The 16,486-nt window shown below is 34.0% G+C and carries 16 protein-coding genes; 8 read left to right on the top strand and 8 right to left on the bottom strand.

The window, feature by feature from the left end:
• The first annotated feature begins 242 nt into the window (after positions 1-242).
• Positions 243-578 (top strand): STAS domain-containing protein, encoded by a 336-nt coding sequence (locus tag NZ579_00675; GenBank protein ID MCS7298458.1) that lies wholly within the window; start codon positions 243-245, stop codon positions 576-578.
• Here the strand turns inward: NZ579_00675 and NZ579_00670 are convergent.
• Entirely contained in the window at positions 565-1,698 is a 1,134-nt protein-coding gene (locus NZ579_00670; protein ID MCS7298457.1) for a hypothetical protein, read from the bottom strand. The two genes, NZ579_00675 and NZ579_00670, sit on opposite strands and share 14 nt — an antisense overlap.
• 3 nt (positions 1,699-1,701) lie before the next feature.
• Positions 1,702-3,825: a SpoIIE family protein phosphatase gene (locus tag NZ579_00665; protein ID MCS7298456.1), complete on the bottom strand. Its 2,124-nt coding sequence runs from the start codon at positions 3,823-3,825 to the stop codon at positions 1,702-1,704.
• A 265-nt stretch (positions 3,826-4,090) separates the two neighbouring features.
• On the opposite strand from NZ579_00665, the gene rpsO reads away from it, so the two are divergent.
• The gene (rpsO, locus tag NZ579_00660; GenBank protein ID MCS7298455.1) at positions 4,091-4,357 is read left to right on the top strand and encodes a 30S ribosomal protein S15; all 267 of its coding nucleotides are present in this window, start codon (positions 4,091-4,093) and stop codon (positions 4,355-4,357) included.
• Between the two features lies 1 nt (position 4,358).
• Positions 4,359-5,009, top strand: coding sequence for a site-2 protease family protein (locus NZ579_00655; GenBank protein MCS7298454.1), 651 nt, complete (start codon positions 4,359-4,361; stop codon positions 5,007-5,009).
• 3 nt (positions 5,010-5,012) lie between these two features.
• On the opposite strand, the gene NZ579_00650 is transcribed toward NZ579_00655, so the two are convergent.
• A complete protein-coding gene (locus NZ579_00650) occupies positions 5,013-5,747 on the bottom strand; it encodes a tetratricopeptide repeat protein (GenBank protein ID MCS7298453.1) in 735 nt (244 codons plus the stop codon).
• A 145-nt stretch (positions 5,748-5,892) separates the two neighbouring features.
• Complete coding sequence (gene mnmG, locus NZ579_00645; protein MCS7298452.1) at positions 5,893-7,803, bottom strand: tRNA uridine-5-carboxymethylaminomethyl(34) synthesis enzyme MnmG; 1,911 nt, start codon at positions 7,801-7,803, stop codon at positions 5,893-5,895.
• Between the two features lie 429 nt (positions 7,804-8,232).
• Here mnmG and rho point away from each other — a divergent pair, with 429 nt between their 5' ends.
• Together rho and thrB are read left to right on the top strand one after the other, a co-directional pair.
• Positions 8,233-9,732 carry a transcription termination factor Rho gene (gene rho, locus NZ579_00640; GenBank protein MCS7298451.1) on the top strand — a complete coding sequence of 500 codons (1,500 nt, stop codon included), beginning with the start codon at positions 8,233-8,235 and terminating at the stop codon, positions 9,730-9,732.
• An 8-nt stretch (positions 9,733-9,740) separates the two neighbouring features.
• On the top strand, positions 9,741-10,688 hold the full coding sequence (gene thrB, locus NZ579_00635) for a homoserine kinase (protein ID MCS7298450.1): 948 nt from the start codon (positions 9,741-9,743) through the stop codon (positions 10,686-10,688).
• Positions 10,689-10,896: 208 nt separating this feature from the next.
• Here thrB and NZ579_00630 read toward each other — a convergent pair whose 3' ends face one another.
• The 4 genes from NZ579_00630 to NZ579_00615 form a co-directional block, all read right to left on the bottom strand.
• Positions 10,897-11,607: a 1-acyl-sn-glycerol-3-phosphate acyltransferase gene (locus NZ579_00630; GenBank protein ID MCS7298449.1), complete on the bottom strand. Its 711-nt coding sequence runs from the start codon at positions 11,605-11,607 to the stop codon at positions 10,897-10,899.
• Positions 11,608-11,687: 80 nt separating this feature from the next.
• The gene (gene trpA / locus NZ579_00625; GenBank protein ID MCS7298448.1) at positions 11,688-12,446 is read right to left on the bottom strand and encodes a tryptophan synthase subunit alpha; all 759 of its coding nucleotides are present in this window, start codon (positions 12,444-12,446) and stop codon (positions 11,688-11,690) included.
• Positions 12,446-12,754: a 50S ribosomal protein L21 gene (rplU, locus tag NZ579_00620; protein MCS7298447.1), complete on the bottom strand. Its 309-nt coding sequence runs from the start codon at positions 12,752-12,754 to the stop codon at positions 12,446-12,448. The genes trpA and rplU overlap by 1 nt, the downstream gene beginning before the upstream one ends.
• Positions 12,755-12,766: 12 nt before the next feature.
• A complete protein-coding gene (locus tag NZ579_00615) occupies positions 12,767-14,056 on the bottom strand; it encodes a trigger factor family protein (GenBank protein MCS7298446.1) in 1,290 nt (429 codons plus the stop codon).
• Between the two features lie 108 nt (positions 14,057-14,164).
• On the opposite strand from NZ579_00615, the gene NZ579_00610 reads away from it, so the two are divergent.
• Genes NZ579_00610 through NZ579_00600 form a run of 3 tightly spaced genes read left to right on the top strand, consistent with a single transcriptional unit; the run spans position 14,165 to position 16,480 of the window.
• The gene (locus tag NZ579_00610) at positions 14,165-15,259 is read left to right on the top strand and encodes a hypothetical protein (GenBank protein ID MCS7298445.1); all 1,095 of its coding nucleotides are present in this window, start codon (positions 14,165-14,167) and stop codon (positions 15,257-15,259) included.
• A gap of 2 nt (positions 15,260-15,261) precedes the next feature.
• On the top strand, positions 15,262-15,753 hold the full coding sequence (locus NZ579_00605) for a hypothetical protein (protein MCS7298444.1): 492 nt from the start codon (positions 15,262-15,264) through the stop codon (positions 15,751-15,753).
• A gap of 31 nt (positions 15,754-15,784) precedes the next feature.
• Positions 15,785-16,480, top strand: a complete 696-nt coding sequence (locus NZ579_00600; protein MCS7298443.1) for an MBL fold metallo-hydrolase — start codon at positions 15,785-15,787, stop codon at positions 16,478-16,480.
• The last annotated feature ends 6 nt before the right edge of the window (positions 16,481-16,486 follow it).

Here is a 16,486-nt window from a genome sequence, read left to right as displayed (position 1 = left end):
TATAAATACCTTATAATTTTCATATCTTACCCAAGCAATACTCAAAATTTCCCTTGTAGAAAGTTTTTGATAAAGTGATTTAAATCTTTTCTTTAATCATACTAGGGTTTGATCAAAATTTTAGTTAAAGAACTGTAAGGATAAAACTCTACCTCGCTATTAGATAACTTATGAAGACAAATTCTTGAACACCATCTCGTTTAGTTGATAAACCTTGTTTTACTAAAATAAAATTTTTTTGTATGAATATTCAAATTCTGAGAGTAGAGGATGTTGCAATACTGAAAGTTGGCAAGTCTTTGACAATTTTTGATATTGAAGACTTTGATAATATTAATTTGGACATCCCTGAGGATGTAAGATCATTAATACTTGATCTTTCAAATACTACTGAAATTGACTCTGTTGGTTTGAGTGTAGTTCTTAGGATAGTATCTTTGGCTAAAAGTAGGAATATTAGAGTTTCTATCGTAGCATCTGATAACAAGGTTTTATTTATTATCAAAATTGATAGACTTGATAAAATAATTCCAATATATACTTCCCTGGATGAGGCGTTAAATTCTATGAAAGGGTAGAAATAAACTCTGCCATTTTGTTGATACTTCCTTTACCTTCTATCATCTTCATTCCTATTCTTCCCCGTCTTTCTCTCTCTGCAGCGTCGTTAAAAAGTAATACTATTTCGTCTGATATATCTGATATGTTGAATGATTTAAAAATCCTTAAGTTCTCTCCTAATAGTATGGCTTGTCTCCTGAACCATTTCTTACTCAATCCAGTATCTTTGTCTATAAACATTATGGTAGGTTTTCCAAAACCTGCAGACTGCTCAGTTGCCGTTCCAGCACAACTTAAAACTACATCACTCTGAGAGAGCATATCCCCAAAAGTGTTTACACCAACGATGACTTCAATAAGATCTTTTTTAAGTATGTTGATACCATCACCTTTTAACAATTCCCAACCATGATGAATGACATATTTCTTCATGTTGTCCGGTATTATCCTACTACTCAAAGAGCAAAGCACATTAAAAAAACCAAACTTCCTGAAAACACTTTCTACGACATACAAGAGTTTAGGCATTATCCTATATGCTGTATCCGTGCTACCAGGTAGTAGAAGCAATGTTTTCAACTTTGGGTCCTTTCTGTATTCTATACCTAGTATATCAACCGAATCTACCATAGGATTTCCGAAGTATACCGTATTGATACCTAGTTTTGAGAAAACTTCACTTGTGTATCTATCTCTAGGAATAAAATGATTAACATATCTCTTTATAAAAGATTTTTCAAACCAGAAGTGTCTCTCTATCATCTCGCTTTTATATATAGAGTTGAAAATTATCGTTGGATTACCTCTTATAAATGTCTTTGCGATAAAAAGTAGGAAGGGGTCACCTATAATCACGGCAGTTTTTATGTTTTCATACTTCCTTATCGCCTTTATAAACCTTAACACTTCAAAGAGAGAACCACTTTTTAAGTCTGATAAGAAGTTAGTGATAGAATGGAATGTTCTTCCGCTGGAACCAAGATTTCTAGGTTTAAATCCTATAATAACTTTATCATTGACATTAACATTACCAACGAGAGAGAAGAGTATTACATCCTTACCGTATTCTGATATTCTGTTTGACAGCTTGTTCGCTATTACAGTTTCCCCAAAACCATTTGCGAAGACTGCGATCATTTATTAAAGAACCTTAAATATGATCATAGTTTCGTCATCGTGTTGTGGTGCTCCTGCTACGAACTTATTTACATCCTCCAATACTTTATCACAAAGTTCTTTGGCTGAAAGTTCATGATTTTTGAATATTACTTCCTTGAGTCTATCAAGTCCGTAGAGGTCGTGGGCGTTGTTCATAGCCTCAGTTATTCCGTCAGTGTATAGAACTCCTATATCTCCTTTGTCAAGTACGACAAAATCTTGACCATAATCAACACCGGGCATTATACCAACAGGCATCCCTTCCGTATCTAAAAGCTCAAATTCTCTTGACTTACTTCTATAGAGTAGAAGAGGACCATGACCAGCGTTGGAGAAGTTCAGTATTCTCCTTTCAGCATCTAAAACGCAGTAGAAAGCAGTAGCATATCTATCTTCAACAATATCTCCACTCAAAGAGTTGTTAAGTTGTGAGAGAACTATGTTAGCATCCTTGTCAAGTGATGAAACGGTTCTTGTGATACTTCTGATCATAACCATTATTAGTGCGGCTGGAATACCCTTACCAGATACATCTGCTATTATGATACCCAATTTGTCTTGTCCAAACTTAATGTAGTCAAAGTAGTCACCACCTACACCCTTGGCTGGAATAGAAAAACCAAACATATCAAGTCTCTGGGAAGTTATAAATTTTCTTGGTAGGAGGTTCATTTGGATCTCACTGGCTATGTTTATATCTCTTTCGGCTTGTTTCTTTTCAACAATCTCTTTATACATCTCAAACTGGCGTATAGTTATGGCAGCTTGGTCTGCAAGAGTTTTAATAAGGGACAGGTCACTTTGAGTATGAGATGCTCCTACTGACTTATTAAGCACTGCAAGAACTCCCATAATATTATTCTGTATCTTTAGAGGTGTTACTATTACAGACTTTATGTCTGCTATTCCTTTTGCTGTTTGCAGGACTCTCGGGTCTTCTTCTGCATCTTTTATGAATAAAGTTTCTCCAGTGCTAGCAGGTAACCCTATATAGGTCTCGCCGATGGAGATTTTAGTGGACTTGAATATATCAACGATCTGACTTTCCTTTAAAACGACTGATTGATCAACTCTGATAGGTTTGACAGGAGGGAAAAGACCTTTTACATATCTAACACTAAGTGTCTCTCCTGTTGAATCTCTAAGTAGTATGGCAGCAGCCTTTGATGATGTTCCTTCTATAGCTGCATCTACTATCTTTGACAATATTTTATCCATTTCTAACTCAACAGATAAGGTATCTCCTATTTCTCGCATAAGTTCTATGATTAGTGATTTTTCTTTCTCTAGGTCTTGTATTCTAAAGTCCATATCCATAACATCAGCTCTAAATATCTTATAAGCGGTGACTGCTAAGAATACAAATCCTACTATTTCCATTAATTCATATCCTATTCCCTTAGTTGCCTGTATAAAGACTATTGATGAGAACAGGTAGAGAAGCCCGAATATTGACAGAGATATTATGTAGAATATTTTTGAAACATAAAGATGAGGTAACATTTGTGCTGTGTATCCGTATATCCTAGCAACAGGAATAATAGCATATATTATTAGCGCTATCTTCCACAAACCATATATCCACCAACTACTTATTATGAAACTAACGATGTTGTTTCTGAATACAACTTGTGTATCATTGTTACCAATACCAATGATAGCAGATACAGGTTTGTCAATAAAAATAAGCACTACTACAACAAGTCCTATTACAAAAGCGATATTTATACCAAGAGTTATAAAATTAGGAATATTACCATTCTTTTTTAGAGAACCTATCAAGAATAGGAATGGATAGGTTACTAATATGACAAAAATGATCTCAAGTATGTGCCATATAAAGAACCTAAACTCAAACAAATTTTTGTTGGCTAGTTCTCTCGTTATTTCTCCTGTAATAGGGTTCTTGGTAGTCGTGTAGAAGGATCCGTAGATGTTGATGAGTATATATGTTATCTCTTTGAATAGAAAAAAACCGAATATTATGCTCAGGATTAGAAACTCCTTATTTTTATTCCTTTGGAATTCAAGTATCATGAATATCATCATTAGCAGAGATATAAATATTTTGGTTATGTGAAAAAAGTCTGCAATCTCCAAGTTCATCTTTAACCTCCTAGGGGCACTTATGTAAATTATCGTTTAATTTTGATAGGTAGTAGAATGATAACGCTAACATACAACACTAATTATTAAAAATAATCATTCTACTTTCAATTGAATGTGAGTATGTTCAGTAAGGTCTAAAGTTTTTTGCGCAATGTTCAGTAATTTTGTTTAGAGTTTAATAAAGTTTGATAGACTCCTTTTCAAGTTGATAAAACGTAGTTAAATTTTTCATAATTTTGGAAACCAAAGAGGTATTGTTTGTATGTTATCAAAGGATGTGAAGAAAAAAATAATTGAGTCATACAGGTTATACGAGGGTGATACTGGTTCTCCGGAAGTTCAGATTGCTCTTATGACAGCAAGGATAGAAGCGTTGAATGAGCATTTCAAGAAATTTAGAAAAGATAAAAATTCAAGAAGAGGCTTACTAAAGATAGTAGGTAGAAGAAGAAGATTACTAAACTACCTAAAAGAAAACTACCCTGAAAGGTATAATGTTCTTGTAAGAAGACTGGGACTGAGAAAGTAAAGTGGAGTATATACTTACAGCCGTAGCAATATTTATACTAATAATCTCTGTTGTTATTCATGAATATGCTCATGGTAGAGTATCTTACGCCTTTGGTGATACTACGGCTAAAGACGAAGGGAGACTAACACTCAATCCAATTAAGCATTTAGACCCTGTTGGAAGCATATTTCTACCAATCTTTCTGGTTGTTTTAAATACTGGTTTTATAATAGGTTGGGCTAGACCAGTTCCAATTAATCCTGATAACTATCATAATAAGAGACTCGGTTGGATAGCAACAGCGATAGCAGGACCTGTTAGTAATTACTCTCTAATGCTCATATCCATGGTTCTAATACTTCTGATAGGGCACAATACTGAAGGGGCGATGTGGCTATTCATATTCAAAGTAATACTTTGGTATATTCTTGCTATAAATTTCGTTCTAGGTAGTTTCAATCTGATACCACTTCCACCTCTTGATGGATTTTGGATACTTCTAAATCTTTTACCGAGTAGTTTGAGAGATAAAATATCTTCAATAGTTATATCAAAATACTACCCTTTATTCATAATAATCACAGTAGTTTTAGCCTTGCTGATAAGCAGATACACGATAATTCCTGTTATGAATGCTATGGAAGAATGGTTAAAGGTTTTCCCAAGATGATTTTTACTTAGTTCTTGACTTAATCTCTTCTAACTTAGAAGAGATTTCTTTATAGTGTTTCAAAATTTCTTCATTGTTTGGTAGTAGTTCCATCGCTTTCTTAATTTCATTCATCGCCTGAATATACTCTCCTTTCTTGTAGTAAGCCCATGCCAGTGTGTCTCTGATTTCCGGACTATCAGGTTGATGAGATACTGCCTTTCTTGCCAATCTAACTGCATCAGACAGGTTTATCTCCCTTTCTGCATAGACATATGCTAGGGCATTCAAGACTCTTGGATTGTCTGGATCTATCTCCAGTGCTCTCTTTAAGTAGATGATACTTTGATCATACCTATTTGTCTTCTCAAAAACATAAGCGATAGCAACTAACGCAGAAATACTTTGAGAGTTTATCTTTAGAACCTCTCTAAAACAGTTTTCTGCTAACTTATATTCCTCCCTAAGTGTGTAAATATAGCCACATATCATGTTTGAATGGATTGATATGTAGTAATTCTTATTCGTTTTTGAAGCATACAATAGATGATTAAGTGCGACATCAAAATACCCTAAGTTTGCATAGGTTAGACCTAGATAGTAATTATACTCATAGTTGGTGCTGTTTTTTGAATAAAGATCCCTAAATATTTCAAGTGCCTCTTTGAATTTCTTGTTCTTGAATAACTCAAAAGCCTTTTGGACCTTAGGAACATTTGAGTTTTTATATAATAATTCACTATCCATAGTCGTTTTCATATTATAAATATTCGTAAGTTCTATTTAAACTTAAAGCAACCAAATCACTTACTTTGATATATTCATTTCAAGAAATCTGATGTATTTTTGTGGATGTACATATCTTTTGCGAAGATTGAATAATTTTGTGTTATATAAGAAATATCTATTTTTGGTTATCTACTTGCTTGTTTTTGTTATATCTTTTATCAAGGTAGCTCATTATAGTTAATATTGCTGCTGGTGTTATACCTGATATCTTTGATGCCTGAGCAAGGTTGTATGGTTTAAATTTTGATAGTTTTTCAATGATTTCTCTTGATAGTGACTTAACACTTGAGTAATCAAACCCATCTGGTATCCTAACATTCTCAAGTTTTGATAACTTCTTAACTGCTTTTAGTTCTCTACTTATGTATCCTTTGTATTTCACTTCTATTTGTATGTGTTCTATAATTTCGTCTGGTAAGTTGTATGGTATATTATCTGAAAACTCGTAGATATATTCCCATTTGAACCCATCTTTTCTTAACATCTCTTCAAGCGTCATTGGTTTTGTTATAGGCTGTAGGTTTAGACTTATTAGTTTGTCATTAGTTTCTTTTGAAGGAGTGATATAGTCTTCTGAAAGCCTTTGTAATACATTCTTAATAGTTTTGATTTTATACTCAATATTCTCCCACATATCTTTTGGTAGTAGTCCTACTTCGTAGCCTATTCTGGATAATCTAAATACGGTGTTATCCTCTCTGAGGAGTAATCGGTATTCCGACCTGGATGTGAACATCCTATATGGTTCATTCGTACCTTTTGTAGTTAAGTCATCTACCAGAACCCCAATATAACTTTCAGTTCTACTCAATACTATTGGTTCTTTGCCTTTTGCTTTGAGTGCGGCATTTATACCTGCTAGTATTCCTTGAGATGCTGCCTCTTCGTATCCAGTTGTTCCGTTTATCTGCCCCGCCAAAAACAGGTTCTCAACAATCTTTGTCTCAAGTGTTGGATATAATTGGGTTGGTTCAACATAGTCGTGTTCTACAGCATATCCATATCTGGTTATCTTTACGTTTTCAAGCCCTTTTATTGTTCTGACAAACTTGAGTTGCGTATCAAAAGACAGACTTGTTGATATACCGTTGGGATACCATTCATCAAACATTAGGCTCTCAGGTTCTATGAAAACATGGTGTCTGTCTCTGTTAGGAAATTTCACAATCTTGTCTTCTATTGAGGGACAGTATCTAACTCCTGTTCCTTTTATCATACCGCTGTAGAGAGGTGATGTGTGTAAATTTGACTTTATTATTTCATGTGTCAATGAGTTAGTATAAGTTATATACACATCTCTTTGGGGTAGGATCGGGAAGTTCTTTCTGTCGGTCCATATGGAAAAGGGTTTAAAATTTGGATCTGTTTTCTGTATCTCCATAACGGAAAAGTCAATAGTCCTTCCATCAAGTCTTGGTGGTGTTCCTGTTTTAAATCTACCAACCTTAAATCCTAAAGATATAAACTGTTCAGACAATTCACTAACGGGATTCTCGCCCATTCTGCCACCTGGTGTAGTATTTTTACCTACGAATAACATGCCTCTCATGAAAGTTCCAGGAGTAATAACAACAACCTTACCATATATGATTTGACCAAAGATTGTCTCTATTCCTATTACTTTTCTACCTTCCAATACTAGTCTTTTTACACTACCTTGCTTTACTGTTAGATTTGCCTGAGAGAAAACCACTCTTCTCATATAGTCTCGGTATTGGTATTTGTCTATTTGTGCTCTTGATGACTTCACTGCTGGACCTCGCGAGTCGTTAAGGATTCTAAACTGAATACCGTTTTGATCTGCGGCTTTGCCCATCTCACCACCAAGAGCATCAATTTCTCTAACAAGATGTCCTTTCGCAGTTCCACCTATTGATGGATTACAGGACATCTGACCTATTGTGTCAATGTTCAATGTAAGAAGCAACGTAGGAACGCCCATTCTTGCGCTCGCGAGGGATGCCTCAATTCCAGCATGCCCCCCTCCTACCACTATTACACCATATTCCTCTATCGGAGATTCCATCCGAAACTCCTTGTGAGTTAGATTATTTTAACAGATTCTCTAAAATCTTTCAAACTATGCTGGAGTGAGTCTAGCCGAATATAATCAATATCTTTCTAGTAGAAATCTATGATTTTCATCTTTCAGTCGCTATTGTATCTATTTTTGAGCGCATCGTTGTTTAAGTTAAATATTTTGAGGAACTTACCTCCATAGTAGTAGGTTATACGCTTGTGAAAGTAGGTTTCTAATCATTTGGTAGAGAAGGTATGGACACTAAAAGTATTGATAAATCTTTGTAACATTCAAATTTTGGAATTTATTGAGAACAGATCAGTTTTCTTGATATCTACAGATCTATCGTTCAAAATACTGATAAGTGATTTGAAACTTCTTTAAACGATTTTTAAGTATTTCTTAATTCTTTTAGCAATACAGAGAGGTTTGTTTATGTCAGAGAATTTTGAAGTTCAATTGGATGATTCTTCTAATAAAGAGATACAACAATCTACAACTGATAGTTCATATTATCCTGATGAAGAACAAAAGAGTATTCCATCTGATGATATAAAGGAAACTCTGAATTCGTTAAAAGATGAGATAGGATCTGAAAGTCCAAAGGATGACATTAGCGTTAAAAGGGAAACGAAAAAGTCTCTACCAAGTAGCATGTATGAAATATTTCTTGAAGAACTGAAAGAGAAACAAATAGATGAAATATTGGAATTACTTGACAAGGTGTATGATGTAAAATCTCCATCCTATAGGAACAAGCTGGACCTACTTTTTAAGGTAGTAGATAATCATAACAAGATGGGTGGTGTAGTTTATGCGCGAGGAGTATTACAGATACTTAACGACCAAAATCAGGGTTATGGGTTTCTCAGGTCAGAAGAACACAACTATCTAGCAGGTGCTGGAGATATATATGTCTCTCAAACTCAAATTAGGTCTCTTGGGTTAAGAACAGGTGATGAAGTGTTTGGAACTATAAGAGCACCGTTAAGAGATAATGAGAAGTATTTCGGATTGTTGAAAGTTTTGAAGGTAAATGGAAAGGAATTTACGGGGAATTTGCAGAAAAGACCGTCTTTTGATAAACTCACACCTATGTTTCCAACTGAAAAGTTCAGCCTAGAATATTCAAAAACGGATATTGATACAAGAATAATAGATATATTCGTTCCGATAGGTAAGGGACAAAGAGGTATAATAGTATCACAGCCTAAAGCAGGGAAAACAACAATACTAAAGAAGATTGCTACAGCAATCAGGAAAAATCACCCCGATGTCATAATATTTATACTTCTTATAGACGAAAGACCTGAAGAAGTTACAGATTGGAAGAGATCTTTAAGAGGAGTTCAAGTAATAAGTTCAACTTTTGATGAAGAGCCTTTTAGACATAGCATAGTTGCGGAAATGGTTTTAGAAAGAGCAAAAAGACTAGTTGAAGATGGCAACGATGTTGTAATATTACTTGATAGTCTTACTCGTCTTACAAGAGCATATAACCTTATAACTCCGCCATCAGGTAGGGTGATGTCTGGCGGTATTGAGGTGGGTGCTTTTTACAAACCTAAGCACTTTTTTGGATCCGCTAGAAAGGTAGAAGAAGGTGGTAGTCTAACGATCATAGCTAGTGCTTTAATAGATACTGGTAGCAAGATGGATGAGGTAATATATGAAGAGTTTAAAGGAACAGGTAATATGGAAATACATCTAGATAGAAACCTGGCAAACAAAAGAATATTCCCTGCTATTGACCTAAAACTTTCAGGAACTAGAAGAGAAGAACTACTACTTCGTGAGGATGTTCTAAATAAAATGTGGCTACTCAGAAGAGCATTAAATGACTTTTCAAATGAGGATATAATTCAAAAACTAACAGAAGTCCTACAAAAGACTAAAAATAACGAAGAGTTTTTATCAAATCTACAAAGCTTCTAGGGTGTTTTATGGATATCTCCCGGTGTAAGGTAATGGTTCCCGGTAGTAGTGCTAATGTAGGTAGTGGTTTTGATGTATTTGGGCTGGCAGTTAGCATATATTCCTACTTTTCATTACAGAATAACAATGAAATAACCTACATAGGTAGAGACGATATAGACAAAGATTTAGCGAAAAATACTGTCTTTACATCATTCTCACGAGTCCTTAAGGAATTTAAACAGGATGTTCCAAAAGTAGGAATATGGATAAAGAATCACATACCGATAAAGCGTGGACTTGGTAGTAGTTCGGTAGCAATAATAGGGGGGCTATCACTAGGCTATGTGTATCTGTTAAGTAGAGGTTTATTAACAGAAGAACTTTCAAATTTTAACACTTTTAAGGAAAGAATAATACTTCCTCTAGGTGTTGAAATAGAAGGTCATCCTGATAATATAACACCATCAGTTGTTGGAGGATTTACAGTATCTGGTATAGATGGAAGCATGAAGTATTACAAGGTTAGTGTCCCTGAAAATTTACACTTTGTTTTCGTTATACCAGAATTTGATGTTTCAACACAATCAGCAAGAAGCGTATTACCAGAAAAGTATGAAAGAAAAGATGTTATATCTAACATAAGATCTGCTATTAGTCTTATACTAGGTTTTATAAACAATGATCCTGATCTGATTTCAGTAGGTCTTAATGATAGATTACATCAACCATATCGCTCAAACCTGTACAAAGGGTTTGAGAAGCTTCTGAAATTGTCCAAAAATGAAGTCTCTGAAAGATTTATAGGTAGTTTCGTATCTGGCAGTGGTCCTACAATATGTTGTGTGTTTTACTCTCAACCGTCGTTTAGTGAAATAGAGAAGTTAAGAGATTTTTTAAAACTCAATAACCTAACATCTTATGATATCCAGATACTGTCTGTGGATAACTATGGAACCAGACTCATAGAAACATAGTTTTGTTACTTGAGAAATTAAGATTAACCATTAACACTCTACAAATTTTAATTACTGTTTTTCACATGGGAAGTAGGGAAGAAACTAGAATTTATTTTGGTATAATAAGATAATTGTAGGAAGTAGATAGGGACTCGTAATCCGATTTATCCGTTTAAACTTTTTGTCAATTGGTAAATGTTTAACTTATGTTGAGTTTTGGGAACTTTTATGACAAGTTTGAGATGTATAATGAATACAATTCTTCAAGTATGTTAGGATTGCCGATGACATAATCATTCCTTATAGGAGGTAGTATTTTGAGAGAGACGTTAACGAAAGGAGTAACCACTAGAGATCCCTTTCTCATAATGTTTATGGTTCCCTTTATTACCACTGGTAGTATGTCTAGCCCTGTATTTTCTGCTATGATAAGAAATCCCTTTTTGAACTTCTGAAGTCTTCCATCGCTTGACCTTGTTCCTTCTGGAAATATCGTAGGACTACCATTGATTTTCTTTGAACCTTCTTTAACTGCATTTATTGACTCTCTTATTTTCTCTCTAGGTATGGATATGTAACCCATTGACTTCATAAACTGACCTATGATTGGTATCTTAAATACAGACTCTTTTGAAACCCACACTATCCTCAAAGGCAGTTTAGCAGATAAAGTTACAATATCAAAAGCACTCTGATGGTTAGAAATAACAACATAATTCTTTGTATTCTCTATATTTTCAATACCTTCAACATTAACTTTAGTAAAAGTGACAGTTAGTATGCAGTTGAAGTATAACTTCTCAAAGTAGTGTGCAACCCTTTTGGAGAAAAAACTAATAGTAATAGCGGTTAGTCCTATAACGATTGTGAGAATAATGACTGTTGGTAAAAGAACAAGGGTATATGCGATTTTGAGTAATTCAATAACAGTTTTCACCTTAAGATTATTCTTACTATGATGGCATCTAGATTTCAATTAAATCTACAAAATACTGAGGATGGCTTGTCAAATGATACTTATGACCCAAAAAACTCCTCAATCTTATCAATGTAATTCTTTGGATTTTCTTCAACAATCTTAATTATAGCACTTCCTATTATTGCTCCATCGCAAAAGTTCTTTACTTCCCTCGCAGTCTTCATATCTCTTATACCAAATCCAATAGCAACAGGTATATTTTTGAAAGATTTTATATTCTTCACAACCTCTTCTAAAAGTTTTAAATCCAATCTTTCTCTGATACCTGTAGTTCCATAGGAACTAACTAGGTATATGAAACCACTTGAGTTTGAAACTATCTTCTTTATTCTATCTCTTGAGGTATTAGGAGCAACAAAACCTACTATCTTAAGGTTATACTTCTTTAACAGTGGATTAATTCTAATTACTTCCTCAACATTTATGTCAGGTATTATGAGACCATCGGTACCGACGGATGATAATTTCTGAAGATTTGCTTCAAGATTTGCATAGATTGGATTGTAGTATCCCATCGCAAAAACAGGAATATTGAATTCAGATTTTAAGATGCTTATGAATTTCACGATATGGTTAATGTTTATTCCATTCTCAAGTGCTTTTTGAGTTGAGAATTGTATAACCTCACCATCTGCAATCGGATCGGAGAAGGGGATACCTGCCTCTATCATTTGAGCAAATTTGTTTTTAACTATAAACCTTGCTATTTCAACGCTCTCCTCAAAAGAAGGGTAGCCAACGGTAAGATAAACTATCGTTGGTTTGGTATTAGAAATCCATCTTTCAAGACTATCCATTACGAAAGAGATGTTATCTTAACCTTTGTAAGGTGTGGTCTAAAACCATACTTTCTTCGCCAATTAACTTTGTGTCTGTATTTGAAGACTACGATCTTTTCTCCTTTGAAGTTTTCTTCAACGATACCCTCAACTTTCTTACCCTTAACATAAGGTTGTCCAAACTCTATGCCTTTGTCTTCAACGACGGCAAGAACCTTGTCAAACACAACTTTACTACCCTTCTCAAGATTTAAGTTATCTACTGTAATGTAGTCTCCTTGCTTTACTTTGTATTGCTTACCCTGAACCTCTATAAGGTAGTACATAATCTTACCTCCTCATTTATCCAATATAAACTCATATAATAAGAAAGGAAATTCTTCCTTTAGTTCTCTATAGCTGATATTTTTGTTAGTTATATTACATATCTCTAAAAGTTTTTGATAGACTTTTGAGTAAACCTCTACATCATTTGTTTTGTCTATTTTGTAGATGTTGCCTATGAAAGTTTTATATATGAATTTTATGACATTATCAACTATCAACCTCTCTAATGATCTTGGAAGGTATGAGTTCAAATCAATAGCGAGACTAGATATGTGTATAGGAAGGTCACTGTATTGTATTAGCGACCAAGATATGTGTTCTAACAGTTCGGAGAGATATTCCGTCTCACTGATATGTATTTTTGAATTACTCATCACAGTTCTGACTACCTTGTTGATGAGCCTAGAAGAGTTGAATGAATTTATCTTGTTCTTTAGTTTTTCAGATAGGAAGTTTCTTAAAGTCAAGGGGTCTTCCGAAAATGCTCTTACATTGTTCTCAATAATATTTCTATCTCTGTCTAGTGCGAAAATACCGAATAACTTTACCTTGATTTTATTTCCTAACTTCAAAGGTTCATCATAGATAGAGTTATAGTAATTTTGTAGTGTATTCTTAAGTTTGTTATCAATAGGAAGTTCAATCTCCTGAGAAATCTTCTTTGACTGCAGATGTTTAGCAGTTTCTGGAAAAAGCTCTAGAGGTAGAATAACTAAAACATAGTGACTACCTTCTTCAAATTCTACTATCATCTCAACTACATAGTTATTGAGGTTCTTGTCGTCAATATGTCTTTCAACCCTACTTGAAGAGAAAAACAGATTTGTTAGTTCTTCAAAGTCTATTGTTTCAGCATTCAGACTATAAGAGACAAAACTTATGTTTTTGATCTTTTCTATTAGCTCATTCTCATCTTTTGGTATCAAAGAAGTCTGGCTAGAAACCTTGACAGTGAATAATACTGTATCATTTTCTGTCTGTCCAGGTATTTTTATTATACTATTACTCTTATTTCTATACCTCCTTATTATCTTAGCTTTATCTACAGGATATGGATGTCTTTTCTTGGCTTCTGAGATTACTCTGTCTTCCAGCATGTCTTCAAATGCTCTATAAATCTCTTTTGAGTATCTCTGCTTCAGCACCTCTAAAGGAACCATCCCTTTTCTGTATCCTGGGATGTTAGCATTCTTTCTCCAAGTATCTATTACCTTATTTTCTATCTCCCTTATCTCATCTTCTGATAGATCCACATTATAGAGGAATATACCTAGTTCTCTCTCCTCTGACTCTACTTTCATATTCATATATTCTGAAGATGTTGAGAGTACCATTTCAAATTTGTTTGAAAAACCTTAAATCAGATGTAGAGATATACTACAAGTTATCATCAAATAATTTTATTCAAGATGTTAGACTATAGTATAATATTTTATGAGGAGGTAGAACTATTTATGAATAAATTACCAGTAGTCTTACTACTTGTAGTCTTATTAATTACACTAGGCATGCAATCCGATGCAGAGATTGTTATAACCTCATCCTTGAAAGCATACTCACATTTATTCTTAACTAATACTCTATTCTACTCTGACATACTACTAGATATAAATGGCGGGAATAAGTATGGCGGTGGGATAATCCTTACACCTATATCCTATGGTGACATATCTAATGTTTCGGTGATTGTAGAGAAAGTAGAGTTTTTTGTGGATGTATTTAATATTTTCAAACTTTACTACTGGTATGGAAACAAGGAATATCTTGGTTATTTATCATCTTTACAGACGCGCTTCTATCAGTTGTCAGAATACTTTGACTTCAAGGGATGGTATGTCATAACTGGGACTGGTTTAAATCTTGATCTATCGTTGTTATCAGATGCAATATTGATAAGTTCCTATATCTACAGAAGTCCTTTTGAACCAGGAATAGGTTCATTGGGACTTAAGTTGGTTGGTAGATACAGAGATGTTCAACTCTCAATATTTTCAGGAATATCTGAAGGATTCTTAAGAGGAGGAGTTGAGCTTAAAACATTTTTTAGATCTCTTAATGCTTATATAGTTGCTGGGATTGATAGTATAAGTTTGACTAACATATCACTAAGTTCAGATAGGTTATATGCTCTAGTAGAACAGAGATTAAATTTCTATTCTGCAGATAATTCATGGGGTTTTGAAGAGATATTAACACTATTAGTCAAACCTCTAATATACAAAGGATTACAAAGAACGAATGATATTTCGGATGTTGATATAAGGTCCATTATAGGATTATCATTCTTTAGAAGTATAATGATAGGTGCTGAAGGTATAATCAGTATTTACAACATTTTACAACCAGTTACGCTAATATCTATTTCATCAGAACTAGGCGCTTTTATAGGTTTTGAGAATAACAACATATTGATAAAACTACAACCAATATTTCTTGTTTTAAATACTTCTACTAATCAGTTGCCATCGTTCAGAGTGTCTTTGCTAGGAGAGCTAAGGTTTTAGGAATGAACAAGATAAAATTACCACCTCAATACAAAGATTATTATCACTTGAAGGAAGAAGACCTTGAAAGACTTAATCGCCATATAGAACATTTTGAAAAGGATCAAAGGAGGAAGAAATACCTGAGGCGTTGGATATTCATGCCGTTTATAGCAATAGTAATTGTAATGTTCCTATTGGGTGTTGTAGACTTGAACGACATAAAAAATCTTTTTGTGCGTGATAACTTTCTTATAAAAGATGTTATTGAAGGAGATAACTTTAAATATAACATAAGAATATCAAGACCACACAGAGATAAAGTTAGTATAATATTTGAACCTGTATTACCAAATAGTATCACAATTGAGATAACCAATAAATATGGGAGTAGAAGAATTCTAACACCCATTGATGTCAGTGTCACCGATATTCGTTATGATACACATATAACAATCATCTACGACGGCGGTAGCAAAACAATTAATATTGAAAATCTCAAAGTTATGGAATAAAATAATCCTGTGATTGAGGAGGACTTTGATTATGGGCATTAACGGTGTATTGAAGATAAGTTACCTAGGACATTCTTGTTTCCTACTTGAGACAGACAAAGGAACTAGAATTCTTACTGACCCTTTTGATAAATCTGTTGGTTATAACACTGAACCAGTGGAGTGTAATATAATAACAATATCACACGAACACTTTGACCACAGTAATGCTAGGATGGGACTGGGTATGCCAAGAGTATTCAAGGGAGTAAATAATGGTAGTTGGGTAGGTATTGATACAAACTATATGGGAATAAGAATATTTAATGTTTCAGTATATCACGATGAGAGTATGGGTAAAGACCGAGGTAAGAACTCAATATTTGTTCTTGAATTCCATGATACAGCAGTTCCGTTGAGAGTCTGTCACTTAGGAGATCTAGGACATGACCTTAAGCCAGAAGATATAACCAGAATAGGGAAGGTTGATGTCATTTTTGTCCCTGTAGGAGGATATTTCACTATTGACGCTAGAGTAGCCTCAAATATTGTATTCAAGATATCACCAAAAGTTGTGATACCTATGCATTACAAAACAAATATAACACAGACATGGAATATAGACCCAGTTGATAAATTCTTGGAATACTTTGAGAACAAAATTAGGGTGAATGACTGGAACTATTTCATTCAACCATCAGATCTTCAGTATGACAAGTTGGTTCTAGTTATGGACTATAGGAAATAGATACTG

It is taken from the genome of Spirochaetota bacterium, assembly GCA_025061835.1.
Lineage (GTDB): Bacteria > Spirochaetota > Brevinematia > DTOW01 > DTOW01 > SKYB106.
The sequence above is the reverse complement of the archived record's forward strand: the minus strand, read 5'-3'. Positions and strand labels throughout refer to the sequence as shown.

Bases quoted from the DNA above. Each gene is read 5' to 3' on its own strand.
- NZ579_00605 (MCS7298444.1), top strand. From the start codon at position 15,262: ATGAACAAGATAAAATTACCACCTCAATACAAAGATTATTATCACTTG.
- NZ579_00675 (MCS7298458.1), top strand. From the start codon at position 243: ATGAATATTCAAATTCTGAGAGTAGAGGATGTTGCAATACTGAAAGTT.
- rho (MCS7298451.1), top strand. From the start codon at position 8,233: ATGTCAGAGAATTTTGAAGTTCAATTGGATGATTCTTCTAATAAAGAG.
- NZ579_00650 (MCS7298453.1), bottom strand. From the start codon at position 5,747: ATGAAAACGACTATGGATAGTGAATTATTATATAAAAACTCAAATGTT.
- rplU (MCS7298447.1), bottom strand. From the start codon at position 12,754: ATGTACTACCTTATAGAGGTTCAGGGTAAGCAATACAAAGTAAAGCAA.
- NZ579_00665 (MCS7298456.1), bottom strand. From the start codon at position 3,825: ATGAACTTGGAGATTGCAGACTTTTTTCACATAACCAAAATATTTATA.
- NZ579_00610 (MCS7298445.1), top strand. From the start codon at position 14,165: ATGTTAGACTATAGTATAATATTTTATGAGGAGGTAGAACTATTTATG.
- mnmG (MCS7298452.1), bottom strand. From the start codon at position 7,803: ATGGAATCTCCGATAGAGGAATATGGTGTAATAGTGGTAGGAGGGGGG.
- NZ579_00600 (MCS7298443.1), top strand. From the start codon at position 15,785: ATGGGCATTAACGGTGTATTGAAGATAAGTTACCTAGGACATTCTTGT.
- rpsO (MCS7298455.1), top strand. From the start codon at position 4,091: ATGTTATCAAAGGATGTGAAGAAAAAAATAATTGAGTCATACAGGTTA.
- NZ579_00670 (MCS7298457.1), bottom strand. From the start codon at position 1,698: ATGATCGCAGTCTTCGCAAATGGTTTTGGGGAAACTGTAATAGCGAAC.
- trpA (MCS7298448.1), bottom strand. From the start codon at position 12,446: ATGGATAGTCTTGAAAGATGGATTTCTAATACCAAACCAACGATAGTT.
- NZ579_00615 (MCS7298446.1), bottom strand. From the start codon at position 14,056: ATGAAAGTAGAGTCAGAGGAGAGAGAACTAGGTATATTCCTCTATAAT.
- thrB (MCS7298450.1), top strand. From the start codon at position 9,741: ATGGATATCTCCCGGTGTAAGGTAATGGTTCCCGGTAGTAGTGCTAAT.